Here is a 13232-nt window from a genome sequence, read left to right on the forward strand (position 1 = left end):
GGGCTGACGAAAGGACGACACCATGGCTATCGACTTCAGCTTTCCTCCCGAGATCGACGAGTTGCGCCTGAAAGTGCGGCGCTTCATCGCCGAGGTGGTGCGGCCGGCCGAGGCCAAGATCGCCGAGCGCGAGAACGACCGCCGCTTCCTTATCCAATCTATCATCGAAATGCGCGTCGCGGCCAAGGATTGGGGGTTGTGGCTGCCGCACATGCCGAAGGAGTTCGGCGGTATGGGGCTCGGCCACGTGGCGATGGCGGCGGTGTCGGCCGAGGCCGCCAAGTCGGGCTTCGGGCCGTATGCCTTGAACGCGCAGGCGCCCGACGAGGGCAACATGCACACCCTGCTGCACTGGGCCACCGAGGCACAGAAGGAGAAGTATCTCCGCCCGCTGTGCGAAGGTATGGTGCGCTCCTGCTTCGCGATGACCGAGCCCGAGGTCGCCGGCTCCGATCCGACGCTGATTCAAACGCGGGCTGTTCTCGATGGCGATTCCTGGGTCATCAACGGTCATAAGTGGTTCATCTCGGGTGCCAGCGGCGCCAAGTTCGCGATCCTGATCGCCCGCACCGAGGACAATCCGGAGATTCCGCAAGCGGCGAACTCGGCGTTCCTCGTCGATCTGCCGGCCCCGGGCTTCAACGTCGTCCGTGACGTGCTCACCATGGCCGGACACCACAACCACGCCGAGATCCGCATCGAGAACCTGCGCGTGCCGAAAGCGAACCTGCTCGGTGGCCGCGGCCAAGGGCACTTGCTCGGCCAGGCCCGCCTCGGGCCGGCGCGCTTGGCCCACTGCATGCGCTGGATCGGGCAGGCTGAGGTCGCGCTCGACCTGATGGTCGAACGTGCGCTCAACCGCTTTGCGCACGGCTCGTTGCTCGCCGACAAGCAAGGCATCCAGTGGATGATCGCCGATTCAGCGATGGAGCTATACCAGGGCAAACTGATGGTGTTGCACGCTGCCTACAAGATCGACCGCAAGGAAGATTTCCGCAGCGAGGTGTCGATGGCCAAGCACTTCGTCGCCAACATGCTCAACCGCGTCGTTGATCGCGCCATCCAGGTGCACGGCGCGTTGGGATACTCGCTCGATACGCCGCTGGCGCGCATGGCGCAGCATGCCCGCTGGGCGCGCTTCGCCGACGGCGCCGACGAAGTCCACCAGTGGCGTATCGCCCAACGCACCATCGACGCCTACAAGCGCGACCAATCGACGCGCGCAGCGACGGGAAATCTACCGCTGTGAGGGGCCGCGCTTTTCGCCTGCGGCCGTGGTTTCGCTCGGCTTCGACGCCCGCGAGAGCTGCGGCCGGCGGTCGAGCGGCGCATCGAGCGGCAAGCCCTGTTCTTGGCAATAGGCGGCAATGTGGGCCAGAAACTGCGGGCCGAGGTCGCGCTGCTTGCGCTCGCCGACACCGCGCACGTCCAGCAGCGCCGCCGGCGAGCTCGGCCGCACCCGCGCCAAGTCGCGCAGGGTGGCATCGCTGAAGACTACGTAAGCCGGCACGCCACGCTCCTCTGCCAGCGCCCGGCGCAGCGCGCGCAGGCTGTCGAACAGGCCGCGATCAACGCCTTCCCACGACTCCTCGTCGAAGCGAGTGCGGCTGACCGGTGTGGCCTTGGGTTGCAACAGCCGCACGCTGCGCTGCCCGCGCATCACCGCCCACGAGGCTTCGTTCAAACGCAAGACCGGACGCTCATCGCCGGCGCGTTCGAGCACGCCGGCATCGATCAGCTGATAGACGATGTTGGTCAGCGGCTTGCGTTTGGCATCTTTCAGCAGCCCGTAAGTGCTGACGCGCTCGTGTTGCCAGCGCCGGATGCGTTCAGTGTCGGCGCCGAGCAGCACATCGACGATGTGTTCGACGCCGAAGCGCTCGCCGGTGCGGGCGACGCACGAGAGGATCTTCTGCGCGGTCACGGTGCCGTCAGTGACGCCTTCGAGTTCGCCGAGGCAGACGTCGCACGCGCCGCAGTCCGCCCGCTCGTACGACTGGCCGAAGTACTCCGAGAGCAGGCGGTGGCGGCAGAGCGCCCCGCTGCAGTACCGCCGCATGTGTCCCAGCAGTGCTTGGGCAGCGGTGATCACGTCGGCCGGGGCGTTGGCCTCGGCCGCGCTCTTCTCGATCAGCGACTGCCAGCGGATGGCATCGGCGGCCGAGTAGAAGAGCACGCACTCGGCCTCGAGGCCGTCGCGCCCGGCACGGCCGGTTTCCTGCTGGTAGTGTTCGAGCGACTTGGGCATGGCCGCGTGGATGACGCAGCGCACGTCGCTGCGGTCGATGCCCATGCCGAAGGCGACCGTGGCCGCGACCACGTCGAGTTGTTCGGCAGCGAACCGGTCTTGGGTCTGGCGGCGCTCATCGGGCAGCATGCCGGCGTGGTAATGCGCGGCGCGCACGCCGTTGCGGCCCAGCCAATCGGCCATCGCCTCGGTGTCTTTGCGGCTGATGCAGTAGACGATCCCGGCCTGCCCGGCGTGCCGGCGCACAGCTGCCAGCACTTGGCTGTAAGGATCGACGCGCGGCACCACCCGGTACACCAAGTTGGGGCGGTCGAAGGTGCCGACGAGCACGGCCGGGTCTTTGAGCCGCAGCTGTTCGACGATGTCGGCGCGCACCCGTTCGGTGGCGGTAGCGGTGTAGGCGTGGATGCTGGCCTGAGGAAAGCGCGTCTTCAACTCGGCGAGCTGGCGGTACTCGGGGCGGAAGTCATGGCCCCAATGGCTGATGCAATGCGCTTCATCGATGGCGAAGGCCCGCACCTGAGAACGCGTCATCAGTTGCAGAAAGCGCGCCGTCAACAGCCGCTCGGGCGCGACGAACACCAGCCGGTACTTGCCGGCGTTCAGGCCCTGCTCCACCGCGTGCAGGTCCTCGGCCGGCATGCCGCTGTGAAGTGCCGCCGCCGGGTAGCCGCATTGGCGCAAACCGTCGACCTGATCCTTCATCAGCGCGATCAGCGGCGAGACCACGATGTCCGTACGCTGGGCCAGTTCCGGCGGCACTTGGTAGCACAGCGACTTGCCGCCGCCGGTGGGCATCACCACCAGCGAGTCGCGTTGTTCAACGCCGGCGCGGATCGCTTGCTCTTGTAGCGGGCGCAAACCGGTGAAGCCCCAGTAGCGCCTTACGGTTGCCAGGATCTGAGCCGCTGGCCCTGTCGCCGATTGACTCATCGAATCCGCTCCGGTGCAAGGACCCACAACAGTCCACAAAGCGGCCGAGGAATCAATGAGGGAGCAGCTCCGTTGTAAAACCATCTTCTCCCCTGCCCCGCGGTCTCGTACCGGACGCCTTCGGGCGCCAGCGCGCAGCGAGCGCCGTCGCTTCTAGCGAGGCGGAGGTTTTCTGGGGCGAGCGTGCTCGCGATCGCTCAGGATCCTTGGGTAGTCGGCGTTGTTCCTAATGCTGCGTCGCGTTTCTCAACGAGCTAGTGCAGCAGCGTCTCGGTGCCGAGCCCTTGGTTGGCGCTGCCCGCCAGCCGCTGCATGCGGCGGATGATCTTGTTCGCTTCCGCGATCAAGGCGCGGCGCAGGCCGGCTTTGTCGGTGCGGCCGAGCCAATCGCGCAGCGCCTGCAAGTCGCGCTCGAGTTCGCCCATGCGGACCAGGTGCTGGTGTCGCGATTGGTCGCGCCGGGCGTGTGCGATCGCCATGCGCCAGTGCGCCAGCTGCTCGTCGATAGCGTTGAGCGACAGCTCGAATAGCTCACCACTGTCGTGCGCCGGCGGATCCGCTGGGCGGCGGGGCATACTCGGGCGGGCTACCGGCCGGGCCGGCACCTGCTTTCCAAAACCGTACTTGCGCATCACGCCGACGACCACGCCGCGGATGCAGATGTCGTCGCCCCGGATCACCAACGGCAGCAGCTCGGGGTTGGCGGGCTGCAAGCGGATGGCGCCGTCGGCCTCGCGGTAGAACTTCTTCACCGTAACGCAGCCGTCGATCTCGGCGACTACCGTCTGTCCGCTCTCGGCCTGGGCGCAGGGCTGGACCACGAGGAAATCGCCGTCGTGGATGCCCTCGTCGATCATCGAGTTGCCGCGCACGCGCAGCGCGAACACCTTGCGCCCGCCCCACAGTGCCGCCGGCACACTGAGGGTGTCGTCGATGACGAAGGCGCGGTACGGCTCCCCGGCCGCGACCACCCCGAGCAACGGAATCTCGATCGTGTCGCCGATCAACCCCGCATGCACCTCGAACGCTGCCTCCATGCTCGCCTCCTGTCTTTTGACGGTGGCAACATATGCGAAAATTAGGCGAAGATCAACCATTGCGGCCAACACCCGTGCAGCCCCCGAACAGCTGCGGCAGCAATTCGGGTGGCGATGTGCAATAAGCAACCAGCGGAGTGCGCATGGCTTGGTCAAGAGAGAAAGCCCTCGGCTGTATTCGCGAGGTGGGGTTGATTCCTATCATCCGCGCCGCCGCGGCCGCGGAGGCCGCGCGGGCCGCCGAAGCGATCGTGAGCGCTGGCGTCGGCATCGTCGAGATCACCGTCAATACCCCGGGCGCGATCACGGTGATCGAGCAGCTCGCCCGACGCCACGGCGATGCACTGTTGCTCGGCGCCGGCACGGTGCTCGACGCCGGCGTGTGTCAGGCCGCGATTACGGCCGGGGCCGAATTCATCGTCAGCCCGACGATCGAGCTGCCAGTCATCGACGCCGCGCGCCGCGCCGGCAAAGTGTGCATTCCCGGCGCCTTGACGCCGAATGAGGTGCTGGCCGCCTGGCGTGCCGGAGCGGACTTGGTGAAGGTCTTTCCCTGCGGGCCCGCCGGCGGAGCCAAGTACGTCAAGGCGTTGAAGGGACCCCTGCCGCACATTGAATTGGTCGTGACCGGCGACCTCGCAGCGGACACGATTCCCGACCTCATCCGCGCCGGCGTCACCGCCATCGGTCTTGGCAGCGAGCTGTTCGACTGGCAGGCGCTGCGCGAGGGCAGGCTGGAGGAGGTCAGCGCCAGGGCGGGCGCGCTGGTGGAGATGATCCGCGCCGCCAGACAGCCGCGCGTCTAGCCCACCTCAGCTCGCCCGCCCAGCCGGGCGCTGGCCCAGCGCTAGCCGAAACGCGCCGGCGACAGCGCCGCCGCGTCGAAGCGTTCCGTGCCACCGTGCAGCAGTAGGTCCGCCGCGATGGCACCGACGGCGCCGCTGGTCTCGATGCCGCAGCCGCCTTGGCCGGCGAGCCAGAAGAAGCCTTTGACCAGCGGGTCTTCGCCGACCACCAGCACACGATCGGGCGTAAAGGTGCGCAGGCCGGCCCACTTGCGCCGCAAGGTCTTGGGCGCCAGTCGCGGGGCAAGGCGCGCGAAGCGCTCCATCGCTTCCGCCACCACGGCTTCAACGGGCGCGGCGTCGCAGGGCTCCATCGGCTCCTCGTCCATTGGGCACACCAGCAGGCCGCCCGACTCGGGCGCGAAGTACAGGTGCTGCGACTCGTTCTCCACCAGCGGCCAGTCGCGCACATCGATGCCGTCAGGCGTAGCGAAGGTGATGATGGTGCGGCGATGCGGCGTCAGCGGGACCGGGGCGGCACCAGCCAGTTCCCCCACCTTTCGTGCCCACGCACCGGCAGCGTTGACCACCCAGCGGGCATCGATCTCGCCGGCGTCGGTTATCACCCCGCGGCAGCGCCCGCCCTCCACCCGCACGCCCTTCACCTCTACGCCCCAGCGGTATTGCAGGCCGCGGCGACCGGCATGGCGCAGATAGCTCCACAACAGCTCGTGGACATCGACCCGGCCGTCCTGCGGAAGGAAGACCCCGCCCTCGAAGTACTCCGGCGACAGCACCGGCATACGCCCGAGCACCTCAGCCTGTGACAACAGCTGCGCCTGCGTGCCGCGTTCGGCGAACAGCGGCAGCAGCTCGCGCACCGCACTCCACAGCGGCTCCTGGAACGTCACCAGTATGCCCGACTGGAACAGCACCGGATTCTCGGAGAAACCCGCCGGCAGGTGTCGCAGGAAGGCCGCCCCTTGCGCTTTGAGGGCTTGCAGCTCCGGCACCGGGTCCCACTCGACCACCGAGGCCGCGCTGCGGCCGGTGGAGTGATAAGCCGGCTGCGACTCGCGTTCGAGCAGCAGCACGTCGCTCATGCCGCGCTCGCTCAGGAAGTAGGCGAACGAGGCCCCGGCAATGCCTCCACCGATGATGACGACTTCGAAGCGATCTCTATTGTTCTTCATGAACGGTCTTTCGCGCCACGGGTCTGGTCTCGTAACACGTATTGGTCGCCGGCGCACGCCGGGGCGCAGTGCAACGCCTCTAGGCGCGGTGGGTCTTCGCCGCGTCGTGAGCGGCTCAGTCAACCCCGTGCCCCGTGCGCGGTCGGGGGACTCGTCGGTGAAGCCGGCGGCGGCGCTACGGGATGAAGACGCCGCCTTCGAAGCGGTCGTAGCCGTAGACCAAGCGCGGAGCGACCGTGGTCGCGTCAACGGACACGCCCGACTCCTCCGTCGTGCTGAAGCCGGAGGCGACCTCGGCCCACAAGCCCCGTGCCACCTCGGTGTCGAACTCGAAGCGACTAAAACTGCGCGGCACGTCGCGCGCGTCCTCGGCCAGAACGCGGCGCCGCCTGTCTGCCCGATCGCCCTCGTCGCCACGGACGGGTGGAGCGCCTTGTTCGGCACTGCCTCCTGTTGCTTGATCGAAAATGGCCATATAGGATTTCAACATGGACATTTCGGTGACGCAGTTTCGTGCGAGCTGCCTTGAGCTGATTCGACGTGTGGAAATCGCAGGAGAGCCGGTGGACATCAAGCGACGGGGCAAGGTTGTCGCCCGGCTTACACGAGCACCGAAGGTGGGCAAGGCCGCGCCCAAGGCGTGGGAGGTGCTTCGAGGTTCCGGAGAACTGAAGGCTGAACCAGAAGAATCAGTGATTGACGAAGCGGAGTTCGAGGTCTCTCGGTGAGAATTCTGCTGGACACGCACGTTTGGCTCTGGTGGCTGCTCGGCTCCGACCGGCTTGCGACCCGCGAGCGTCGCGCACTGGACCGACTGGCGTCGCGCGCGCAGCTGCGTTTGGCCGCGGTAAGCCTCTGGGAGGCACAGATGCTGTACGCGAAGGGACGGCTCACGCTGGACCGGCCATTCGACGTCTGGATCCGAGAGGCGGCGGGTGCCGCTGTAATCGAAATCGCTCCGCTCGACGTCGAAATCGTGATCGCCCTCAACGGTCTCCCTGCTTCCTTCCATGGCGACCCGGCGGATCGGCTGATTGTCGCTACCGCTCGCGCGCACTGCATTCCTCTTGCAACCTACGACAGAGTGATCCGAAAGAGCCGGGCAGCCATCATCTGGAACATCCGCTGAGTGGAGCCGTCGTGCGCATGAGCGGCCCGGCGCACGACCGCCCGCGAGGAGGTTCGGGCTTCATGCCGATCCGCTCCGTGCGCGGGTTCGGCGTTACTTCACGTGGCGAGCGGCGTCGAGGGCGAGGCACGTAATGAAGCCTGCACCAGCCAGGAGAACAATTGCGACAATGATGTCCATGGCTACAGTTCCTCCAACTTTGCGATGGCAGACTCAATGCGCGTATGCAGCCAATAGCAGCCCCACGAAACACCGACGAGCGCCACGATATCACCGAGGATCAGCGCCCATCCAGCAGACCGGAAGTTCCCAAGCAGCCACCCCATCAGGCTGATGTCCGTGACGATGACGATACCGAGCCAGAGCTTGAGATACGCGATGTGCTCCTTGGCCACGTCGAGCTAGGACATGCTTCACCCGGTCGACCGCACCTTGGACCGTCGCGTTTCGCGAGCGCACGACGTGCCGAACTTCTACACCCGGCAGCACCAATATTACTGCGCCCCCGCCCCCGTGGCGCTACCGGTGCCCTCGCGTCTTCTTGATAACGGAGGCCTTGTAGGTGTTCGGCATTCTCACTCGTTATGATGGCGCCGACGCCCACCGAATTCCATGCTCTTCGTCACACGCTCGAGGGCATTTCCCGCGCGCCATGTATAATCCTCACGACCTCGACTCGGTTGGGGTGCACGCGGTAGACGAGGCGGTACTTCCGAACGATGAGCTCCCGGATCGCAGGATCGTCGTACTCTGGAACACGGCGACCGCGTTCTGCGAAAACACGGAGCGAGCGCGCCGCGGCGACCAGCTCGCGCACGATGGTGGCGGCGTACGACTCGGAATCGCGAGAGATGTGCTCAGCGACGGGCACCAAGTCATCGCTGGCCCAGCGTGACCAGACTATTTCCCGATCCATCGCGCCACCCGCTGCTCAACTTCTTCTTGGGACAGCGTGCGGCCCTCGGCAATATCGCGCAATCCGGCATCGATCGCCTGACGCACGTAGATGCGGTACTGGATATCTTCGAGCGTTGCGTCCTCCGGGAGCGCGTCGAGAATACGTCGAACTTCGTCCTTGGCCGTCTCCATGTCGGCTCCTCTGCCACAGCAATCTCTACCTTAATCGGAGGATTCGAGAAAGCTCGCGGCGACCGAACGGTTGCCGGTCACCCGCGGCGCCGCAACGGAGCGAGCAACATAGACTGCCCGGCCATGCCACTGACGGTGCTGGCACCCCCGCGCCGCACCGCCGCCGTCGGGTGGAGCGGCCGAGTTGACCGTCGGCGTCCACGTGTGCTGGGTTCGACCTCATAGTGATCGGGCTCAGTTCTGACACCGTGATCATGCACCTGTCGCATTTATGCCCGCCGCGCCCGAAGGATCAAGAGCACGGGTCCCAGACAATCGCTCCGCCCTCGACGCCCGGTCGTGCGATGCACAGGCGCGGCCCCACCTTTCCGTGTGTTCGTTCGTTGGTGCTTGCGACCCTTCCGGTCATCGTCGTTCCAATCGTGGCACCCCGCCGCTGCCGCCGGACGGCTTGGCGCTGAGCCGCGCCGTCTCTTAGGCGTCGGCTCCAGCGGCGGGTTCGGCGCAGCCGCGATCACACGCGCGGGCTGGCGCCACGGCTGGTGTGCCAGAACGCCAGGATCTCGACAGCGGCCGGATCGGACCGGACCCGGTAGTACAGATGGTAGTGAACTCGACTCAGATGAACGCGCCTCACGCCTGCAAGCCGTGCACTCTTCGCTCGTGCCCCAACTCCCGGCTGAAGCGCGATGAGACGAAACACGCGCACGATCTCCTGTCGCACGGCCCCCGGCGCGGCGGGCCGGTTGGCGTCCCACCACTCGGAGGCCTTCGCGATCTCCCGAGCGGCTCGGCGAGTGACCTTGATCGGAAGCGGGCTGGTCACTCCCGACCGCCAAGGTCCCGCAAGAGCTGGTCACCATCGATCACGTCCCCCCGGTCGGCTTCTTCGACGGCTGCAAGAAGGGCAGCCTCGTCGTCGGCGCTGAGCTCAAAAACCTCGCCGTCTTCCGGCGCGAGGACTGTCACGGTCGATCCTTCTGAGAACGGGCTGCCGTCAACGACGATCTTGCCAGATACGACCTTACCGGTTGCAACTTTCATAGCTTCTCCGTACCGCCTACGAGCCCATCTGCCCAGCGAAAGCCCGGGCGGGTCACCGATGTCGCCGAACGGTTGCCGGTCACCCGCGGCGCCGCGACGGAGCGAGCAACATAGACGGCCCGGCCATGCCACTGACGGTGCTGGCACCCCCGCGCCGCGCCGCCGCCGTCGGGTGGAGCGGCCGAGTTAGGGTTTCGTGAGCCGCTGCTTCCAGTAGCCAGGCTCGCGACTGCAGTGCATGACGGCGACGATGAGAACGAAGTCGGGCTCAATGGTGTAGAGGGCCCCGTACGGAAATACATGCGTGAGGCAGCGCCGGACATCTTCCTCAATCACTCGCCAGCGTGTCGGCGCTTCGAGAATCCGCCCGATTGCATCCTCGACGGCCTCGATGAACCGCAGTGCCAGCGCCGGCTCCCGCTCAGCGTACCAGAGGGCGGCCGCGTCGTACTCTTCGAGCGCTTCCGGATGGAACTCATATCTCATCGCCGCACGGAGGCACGCACCTTCCGGAGGGCCTCATCACCTGGAACCGTCTGCACGTGCCCAGCGCGCACTTCGTCCCGCCTGCGTATAGCTTCGGCGGCCCACAGCCGATCGATGCGCCCAAGCTCGTTTGCGTCCAGGCTCTCCACAATGAGGTCCGCCAGTCGTGCTCGCGATTCAGCCGGCAGGCTCATCGCTTGCTCCGCCAGTTGCTCCACGGTTGTCGTCATGACTGCACGATACGGAATCTGGTCGCTTGCTTCAAGCCGTCGGTGGCCAACCCGGCAACCCTAACGTCGCGGCTCAGGCGCGGCGGCGAACTGGGACCGACCCGTAATCAAAGCACGACGAATCATGGGAGTAAGCCCCCGCCGGCGCCTGCAGCCGCTGAGTTAGGCGCCTCCGCCGAATGCCTATTGAGGACGCCGCCCTCACACCAATACTCGACTGCGACAGGCCGGAAGAGGCCGATATCCAAAGGATTAGCGGCTTTATCGTTGTAAACCGCGAGCAGCCGACGGATTCCCGAGGGGCGATTGATCACGTCACCCCACGAGTACAGGACTGCGCTGACGCCTTCCATTTCCGGCGACAGGAAACCATCGGTTTGGACTTCTGCCCCGGAGAGCTTCGGCACAGAGCCCTGGTAGACAAAGGAACGGCCTGTCTCCTTCAAGGTAGCGTGATCAATGTGAATCTGTTCATGGCCGAATGGGAGCAGCGAGCTGACGATCCTGGGGATGGTCGACTCAAGAGATGCGCTCGGGATCTCCGCGGCGTTGACCGCAATGACGAATGGGTCCGTGGGCGAAACCAGGCCTTTCTCAAGATACTCGAGCCGCTTCCCGATCTTCGCAGTGACAGCCGACAGAAGGCGGAGCTTCATGCCGTCGTGCGGCACCCCAGTGGGCTGCCCCGGCACACCTTCAACGACGGCGTCTGGGCCGGTCCCGGGTGTCGCGAGTACCGCCTCTATCCAAACGTCACGGAATTCGAGTTGCAGGTCTGGCCCCTCGCGGGGCTTGGATCGAGTGGTGCGTGGTTTGAGAGCGAATCCGGCATTCAGAAAGGACTCGGCGAGGTACAGCTCCCAAAAGTGCGCTGGGAACTGATGGGCTGCGCGCGCTGGCAAATCCCGATCCAGGTATTTGGCGCAGCGTGGCCAAGCCCCGTCGACGTAGGCGCGCGCTTCGACAAACGGGGGCCAGCCATCGTCCCGGAGAGCGATGTAAGTGCGATCGGTAGGGTTCGAAGCGGAAAAGAAGGACTCCATTATGCTCGCAGTGCTCGCGCCAGCCTAACGTAAAAGGGTTTTTGCGGCATCCGGCGCGACGGGGCGGTGCGCGAGATGGTGTGATGGTTGCCGGCGGATGGCGGAAAGGCCCCGTTGAACTGACCCGCTGATCACCGACGGTGCTCCCCATGTGTTATGGGGATTGTAGGGTGGTTAGGGGTTCGATGGCAAGCGCGCGGGGTGCTTGAAGGCGGGGGCGATCGGGCGCAGAGAGGCCGGATGAGGGCCACATTGGGGGTGACGAACGCTGGGGCGGAGCCGCTCGCGATGGAATGATGGAATGGAGAGCGCGGGGCGGCGCAGGGGCGCCAGCGGACGCACAACGGCCCAACGGTTGCCGCGCGATCGTGAAAACGCAGGAGGTCGGTGGGTCGGGGTGTCGCTTCGCATTGTCGACTCGGCACCAGCGATCCTCGACGACTGAGCCTCAATAGGTGTTTGGTGCAGCCCACAGCTTCTGCACCCGCTGTGAAACGAAGTCAGCCCACCCTCCTCAGCGTGCCCGCCGCGTCTGCTTCCCGCGAGAGCCCCCCGCCCCCGTGGCGCTACCGCCGCGTCTTCTTGACAACGGAGGCCTTATAGGTGCCCCTGCCCGTAGACCGAAGTGGTCTCGTACTTCGTCCAGGGAGCGGCTCCGACCTGCCGCGAAGTCGCGGCGTGATCGCTCGATTATCCTGAGAAACTGGGGACTGCGACTGAGCGCCAAGACCTCTCGGTCGACGTTCCGTAAGGACACCACAGCTGCAATCGGTCGGTTGCGCCCCGTCACGAGCACGATATCCTCGTCGAGTTCGCTCGCGTACTCGGCGAGCGATCGGGATGCCTCAGACAACTTGATGGTCTTCATAGTTGGATTACCTTTCCGCCGATTCGCAACTCGTTCCGCTCCTTCTTGCCGACGGCGAGAACGCGGACGAGCGATGATCCGCCTGGCACCGGCTCGATAGACACAACGTCGTAGAACACGTGCAGCGCACCAACCCGGAGTTCCCAAGATGCGATGGGGTTGGGCTTGAGCAGCTTTCGATTTCGCGTTTCGACGAGCGGTTCATAGGAGAGCTGTTCTTCGATCGCATCAACTACCGTCGATCGTTCACGTGCTGTCAGCCCCGCGAGATGCGTGATCGCGGCGTCTGCGAACTTGATCTCGTACGGCACTGGCAATCGTTACCACAGAATCAGGCCCGGCTCACGACCCGGACACCTGACCCTCGCGAAGGGGCTAACGGCCTGGCGATGAGCCGCGCGTTCTTTTCGCGTCGGTCTCGATCGCCGAGTTAGACACCCACCTCACGCAGTTCGCCCGGTTTGATATCGGTGAGGATACGCTCAAGTTCGGGGACAAGAGGCCGGAGGAACTCGATCTTGTTGCGGCGCGCGACCAAGACAACGACGGCAATGTCCCGGCCGGCGACGGACTGTTGGTACTTGATTCTTTGGTCCACGGTGACCAAGACCTCGAACTTCGATTCGGCCAAGCCAAGCAGTTCGCCGTTTTCTTTGCCTGCCCAACCCATTTCGGGGGCGGTGCGGACCTGATGGCGTCGAAGCTCCCGCCGCAGTCGCTTCGGCACACACTCGTCAAGCAGCAGTCGCACGCTGGATGAGGGAGTCTTTTGCGAGCTCTAAGACGGCAATCGCGTGCTCGCGGCTTACGGTGGGGAAGTCCTCCAGAAACTCGTCGAGAGACCCACCCTCTTCGATATAATCCAGGAGTGTCTGCACCGGCACGCGAGTCCCGGTGAACACCACCGCCCCGCTCATGACTTTCATCGAGCTGCTGATCAGCGGGGAAGGTAGGCCCATCACATGCCTCCGAGGCGATTCTCACCATAGCGGCTCGCGCGAGTGGTGTCTAACGTAAAAGGGTTTTTCCGGCATCCGGCGCGACACGGGGTTGCGCGAGATGCTGTGGTGGTTGCCGCCGGATGGCGGAAAGGCCCCGTTGAACTGAACCGCTGATCACCGACGGTGCTCCCCACGTGTTATGGGGA

Annotated in this window: 18 protein-coding genes and 1 pseudogene; 4 read left to right on the forward strand and 15 right to left on the reverse strand. The window is 65.4% G+C overall.

The window, feature by feature from the left end:
- Positions 1–22: 22 nt before the first annotated feature.
- Positions 23–1249, forward strand: a complete 1227-nt coding sequence (locus HY699_25550; protein ID MBI4519171.1) for an acyl-CoA dehydrogenase family protein — start codon at positions 23–25, stop codon at positions 1247–1249.
- Here the strand turns inward: HY699_25550 and recQ are convergent.
- The gene (gene recQ, locus HY699_25555) at positions 1238–3181 is read right to left on the reverse strand and encodes a DNA helicase RecQ (protein MBI4519172.1); all 1944 of its coding nucleotides are present in this window, start codon (positions 3179–3181) and stop codon (positions 1238–1240) included. The genes HY699_25550 and recQ overlap by 12 nt on opposite strands.
- Positions 3182–3435: 254 nt before the next feature.
- Entirely contained in the window at positions 3436–4218 is a 783-nt protein-coding gene (gene lexA / locus HY699_25560; GenBank protein MBI4519173.1) for a repressor LexA, read from the reverse strand.
- Positions 4219–4361: 143 nt separating this feature from the next.
- Between lexA and HY699_25565 the strand changes: the two genes are divergently transcribed.
- Positions 4362–5024 carry a bifunctional 4-hydroxy-2-oxoglutarate aldolase/2-dehydro-3-deoxy-phosphogluconate aldolase gene (locus HY699_25565; GenBank protein MBI4519174.1) on the forward strand — a complete coding sequence of 221 codons (663 nt, stop codon included), beginning with the start codon at positions 4362–4364 and terminating at the stop codon, positions 5022–5024.
- Between the two features lie 41 nt (positions 5025–5065).
- On the opposite strand, the gene HY699_25570 is transcribed toward HY699_25565, so the two are convergent.
- Together HY699_25570 and HY699_25575 are read right to left on the reverse strand one after the other, a co-directional pair.
- A complete protein-coding gene (locus tag HY699_25570) occupies positions 5066–6196 on the reverse strand; it encodes an FAD-binding oxidoreductase (GenBank protein ID MBI4519175.1) in 1131 nt (376 codons plus the stop codon).
- A 175-nt stretch (positions 6197–6371) separates the two neighbouring features.
- Positions 6372–6686: a hypothetical protein gene (locus tag HY699_25575; GenBank protein MBI4519176.1), complete on the reverse strand. Its 315-nt coding sequence runs from the start codon at positions 6684–6686 to the stop codon at positions 6372–6374.
- Here HY699_25575 and HY699_25580 point away from each other — a divergent pair.
- Entirely contained in the window at positions 6685–6924 is a 240-nt protein-coding gene (locus HY699_25580) for a prevent-host-death protein (protein ID MBI4519177.1), read from the forward strand. The genes HY699_25575 and HY699_25580 overlap by 2 nt on opposite strands.
- A complete protein-coding gene (locus HY699_25585; protein ID MBI4519178.1) occupies positions 6921–7325 on the forward strand; it encodes a type II toxin-antitoxin system VapC family toxin in 405 nt (134 codons plus the stop codon). The genes HY699_25580 and HY699_25585 overlap by 4 nt, the downstream gene beginning before the upstream one ends.
- Before the next feature lie 182 nt (positions 7326–7507).
- Here HY699_25585 and HY699_25590 read toward each other — a convergent pair.
- The 11 genes and pseudogenes from HY699_25590 to HY699_25640 all read right to left on the reverse strand — a co-directional run bounded on the left by HY699_25590 (position 7508) and on the right by HY699_25640 (position 13044).
- Positions 7508–7735: pseudogene (locus HY699_25590) on the reverse strand (hypothetical protein).
- A gap of 212 nt (positions 7736–7947) precedes the next feature.
- On the reverse strand, positions 7948–8241 hold the full coding sequence (locus HY699_25595) for a type II toxin-antitoxin system RelE/ParE family toxin (protein ID MBI4519179.1): 294 nt from the start codon (positions 8239–8241) through the stop codon (positions 7948–7950).
- On the reverse strand, positions 8226–8414 hold the full coding sequence (locus tag HY699_25600; GenBank protein MBI4519180.1) for a hypothetical protein: 189 nt from the start codon (positions 8412–8414) through the stop codon (positions 8226–8228). The genes HY699_25595 and HY699_25600 overlap by 16 nt, the downstream gene beginning before the upstream one ends.
- Before the next feature lie 514 nt (positions 8415–8928).
- A complete protein-coding gene (locus tag HY699_25605) occupies positions 8929–9240 on the reverse strand; it encodes a type II toxin-antitoxin system RelE/ParE family toxin (GenBank protein MBI4519181.1) in 312 nt (103 codons plus the stop codon).
- Positions 9237–9458: a hypothetical protein gene (locus HY699_25610; GenBank protein ID MBI4519182.1), complete on the reverse strand. Its 222-nt coding sequence runs from the start codon at positions 9456–9458 to the stop codon at positions 9237–9239. The genes HY699_25605 and HY699_25610 overlap by 4 nt, the downstream gene beginning before the upstream one ends.
- 186 nt (positions 9459–9644) lie before the next feature.
- Entirely contained in the window at positions 9645–9944 is a 300-nt protein-coding gene (locus HY699_25615; protein MBI4519183.1) for a type II toxin-antitoxin system RelE/ParE family toxin, read from the reverse strand.
- A complete protein-coding gene (locus tag HY699_25620) occupies positions 9941–10174 on the reverse strand; it encodes an addiction module protein (protein ID MBI4519184.1) in 234 nt (77 codons plus the stop codon). The genes HY699_25615 and HY699_25620 overlap by 4 nt, the downstream gene beginning before the upstream one ends.
- 122 nt (positions 10175–10296) lie before the next feature.
- A complete protein-coding gene (locus HY699_25625) occupies positions 10297–11217 on the reverse strand; it encodes a hypothetical protein (GenBank protein MBI4519185.1) in 921 nt (306 codons plus the stop codon).
- An 864-nt stretch (positions 11218–12081) separates the two neighbouring features.
- Positions 12082–12384, reverse strand: coding sequence for a type II toxin-antitoxin system RelE/ParE family toxin (locus tag HY699_25630; protein MBI4519186.1), 303 nt, complete (start codon positions 12382–12384; stop codon positions 12082–12084).
- Positions 12385–12515: 131 nt separating this feature from the next.
- A complete protein-coding gene (locus HY699_25635) occupies positions 12516–12836 on the reverse strand; it encodes a DUF5615 family PIN-like protein (GenBank protein ID MBI4519187.1) in 321 nt (106 codons plus the stop codon).
- On the reverse strand, positions 12820–13044 hold the full coding sequence (locus tag HY699_25640) for a DUF433 domain-containing protein (GenBank protein MBI4519188.1): 225 nt from the start codon (positions 13042–13044) through the stop codon (positions 12820–12822). The genes HY699_25635 and HY699_25640 overlap by 17 nt, the downstream gene beginning before the upstream one ends.
- Positions 13045–13232: the final 188 nt, after the last annotated feature.

The sequence above is a fragment of the Deltaproteobacteria bacterium genome (assembly GCA_016210005.1).
Classification (GTDB): Bacteria; Desulfobacterota; Binatia; order HRBIN30; family JACQVA1; genus JACQVA1.

Excerpts from the sequence above, each read along its gene's own strand:
- HY699_25640 (MBI4519188.1), bottom strand. The coding sequence starts at position 13,044 with ATGGGCCTACCTTCCCCGCTGATCAGCAGCTCGATGAAAGTCATGAGC.
- HY699_25565 (MBI4519174.1), top strand. The coding sequence starts at position 4,362 with ATGGCTTGGTCAAGAGAGAAAGCCCTCGGCTGTATTCGCGAGGTGGGG.
- HY699_25575 (MBI4519176.1), bottom strand. The coding sequence starts at position 6,686 with ATGTTGAAATCCTATATGGCCATTTTCGATCAAGCAACAGGAGGCAGT.
- HY699_25595 (MBI4519179.1), bottom strand. The coding sequence starts at position 8,241 with ATGGATCGGGAAATAGTCTGGTCACGCTGGGCCAGCGATGACTTGGTG.
- HY699_25620 (MBI4519184.1), bottom strand. The coding sequence starts at position 10,174 with ATGACGACAACCGTGGAGCAACTGGCGGAGCAAGCGATGAGCCTGCCG.
- HY699_25625 (MBI4519185.1), bottom strand. The coding sequence starts at position 11,217 with ATGGAGTCCTTCTTTTCCGCTTCGAACCCTACCGATCGCACTTACATC.
- lexA (MBI4519173.1), bottom strand. The coding sequence starts at position 4,218 with ATGGAGGCAGCGTTCGAGGTGCATGCGGGGTTGATCGGCGACACGATC.
- HY699_25580 (MBI4519177.1), top strand. The coding sequence starts at position 6,685 with ATGGACATTTCGGTGACGCAGTTTCGTGCGAGCTGCCTTGAGCTGATT.
- recQ (MBI4519172.1), bottom strand. The coding sequence starts at position 3,181 with ATGAGTCAATCGGCGACAGGGCCAGCGGCTCAGATCCTGGCAACCGTA.
- HY699_25615 (MBI4519183.1), bottom strand. The coding sequence starts at position 9,944 with ATGAGATATGAGTTCCATCCGGAAGCGCTCGAAGAGTACGACGCGGCC.
- HY699_25600 (MBI4519180.1), bottom strand. The coding sequence starts at position 8,414 with ATGGAGACGGCCAAGGACGAAGTTCGACGTATTCTCGACGCGCTCCCG.
- HY699_25550 (MBI4519171.1), top strand. The coding sequence starts at position 23 with ATGGCTATCGACTTCAGCTTTCCTCCCGAGATCGACGAGTTGCGCCTG.
- HY699_25610 (MBI4519182.1), bottom strand. The coding sequence starts at position 9,458 with ATGAAAGTTGCAACCGGTAAGGTCGTATCTGGCAAGATCGTCGTTGAC.
- HY699_25570 (MBI4519175.1), bottom strand. The coding sequence starts at position 6,196 with ATGAAGAACAATAGAGATCGCTTCGAAGTCGTCATCATCGGTGGAGGC.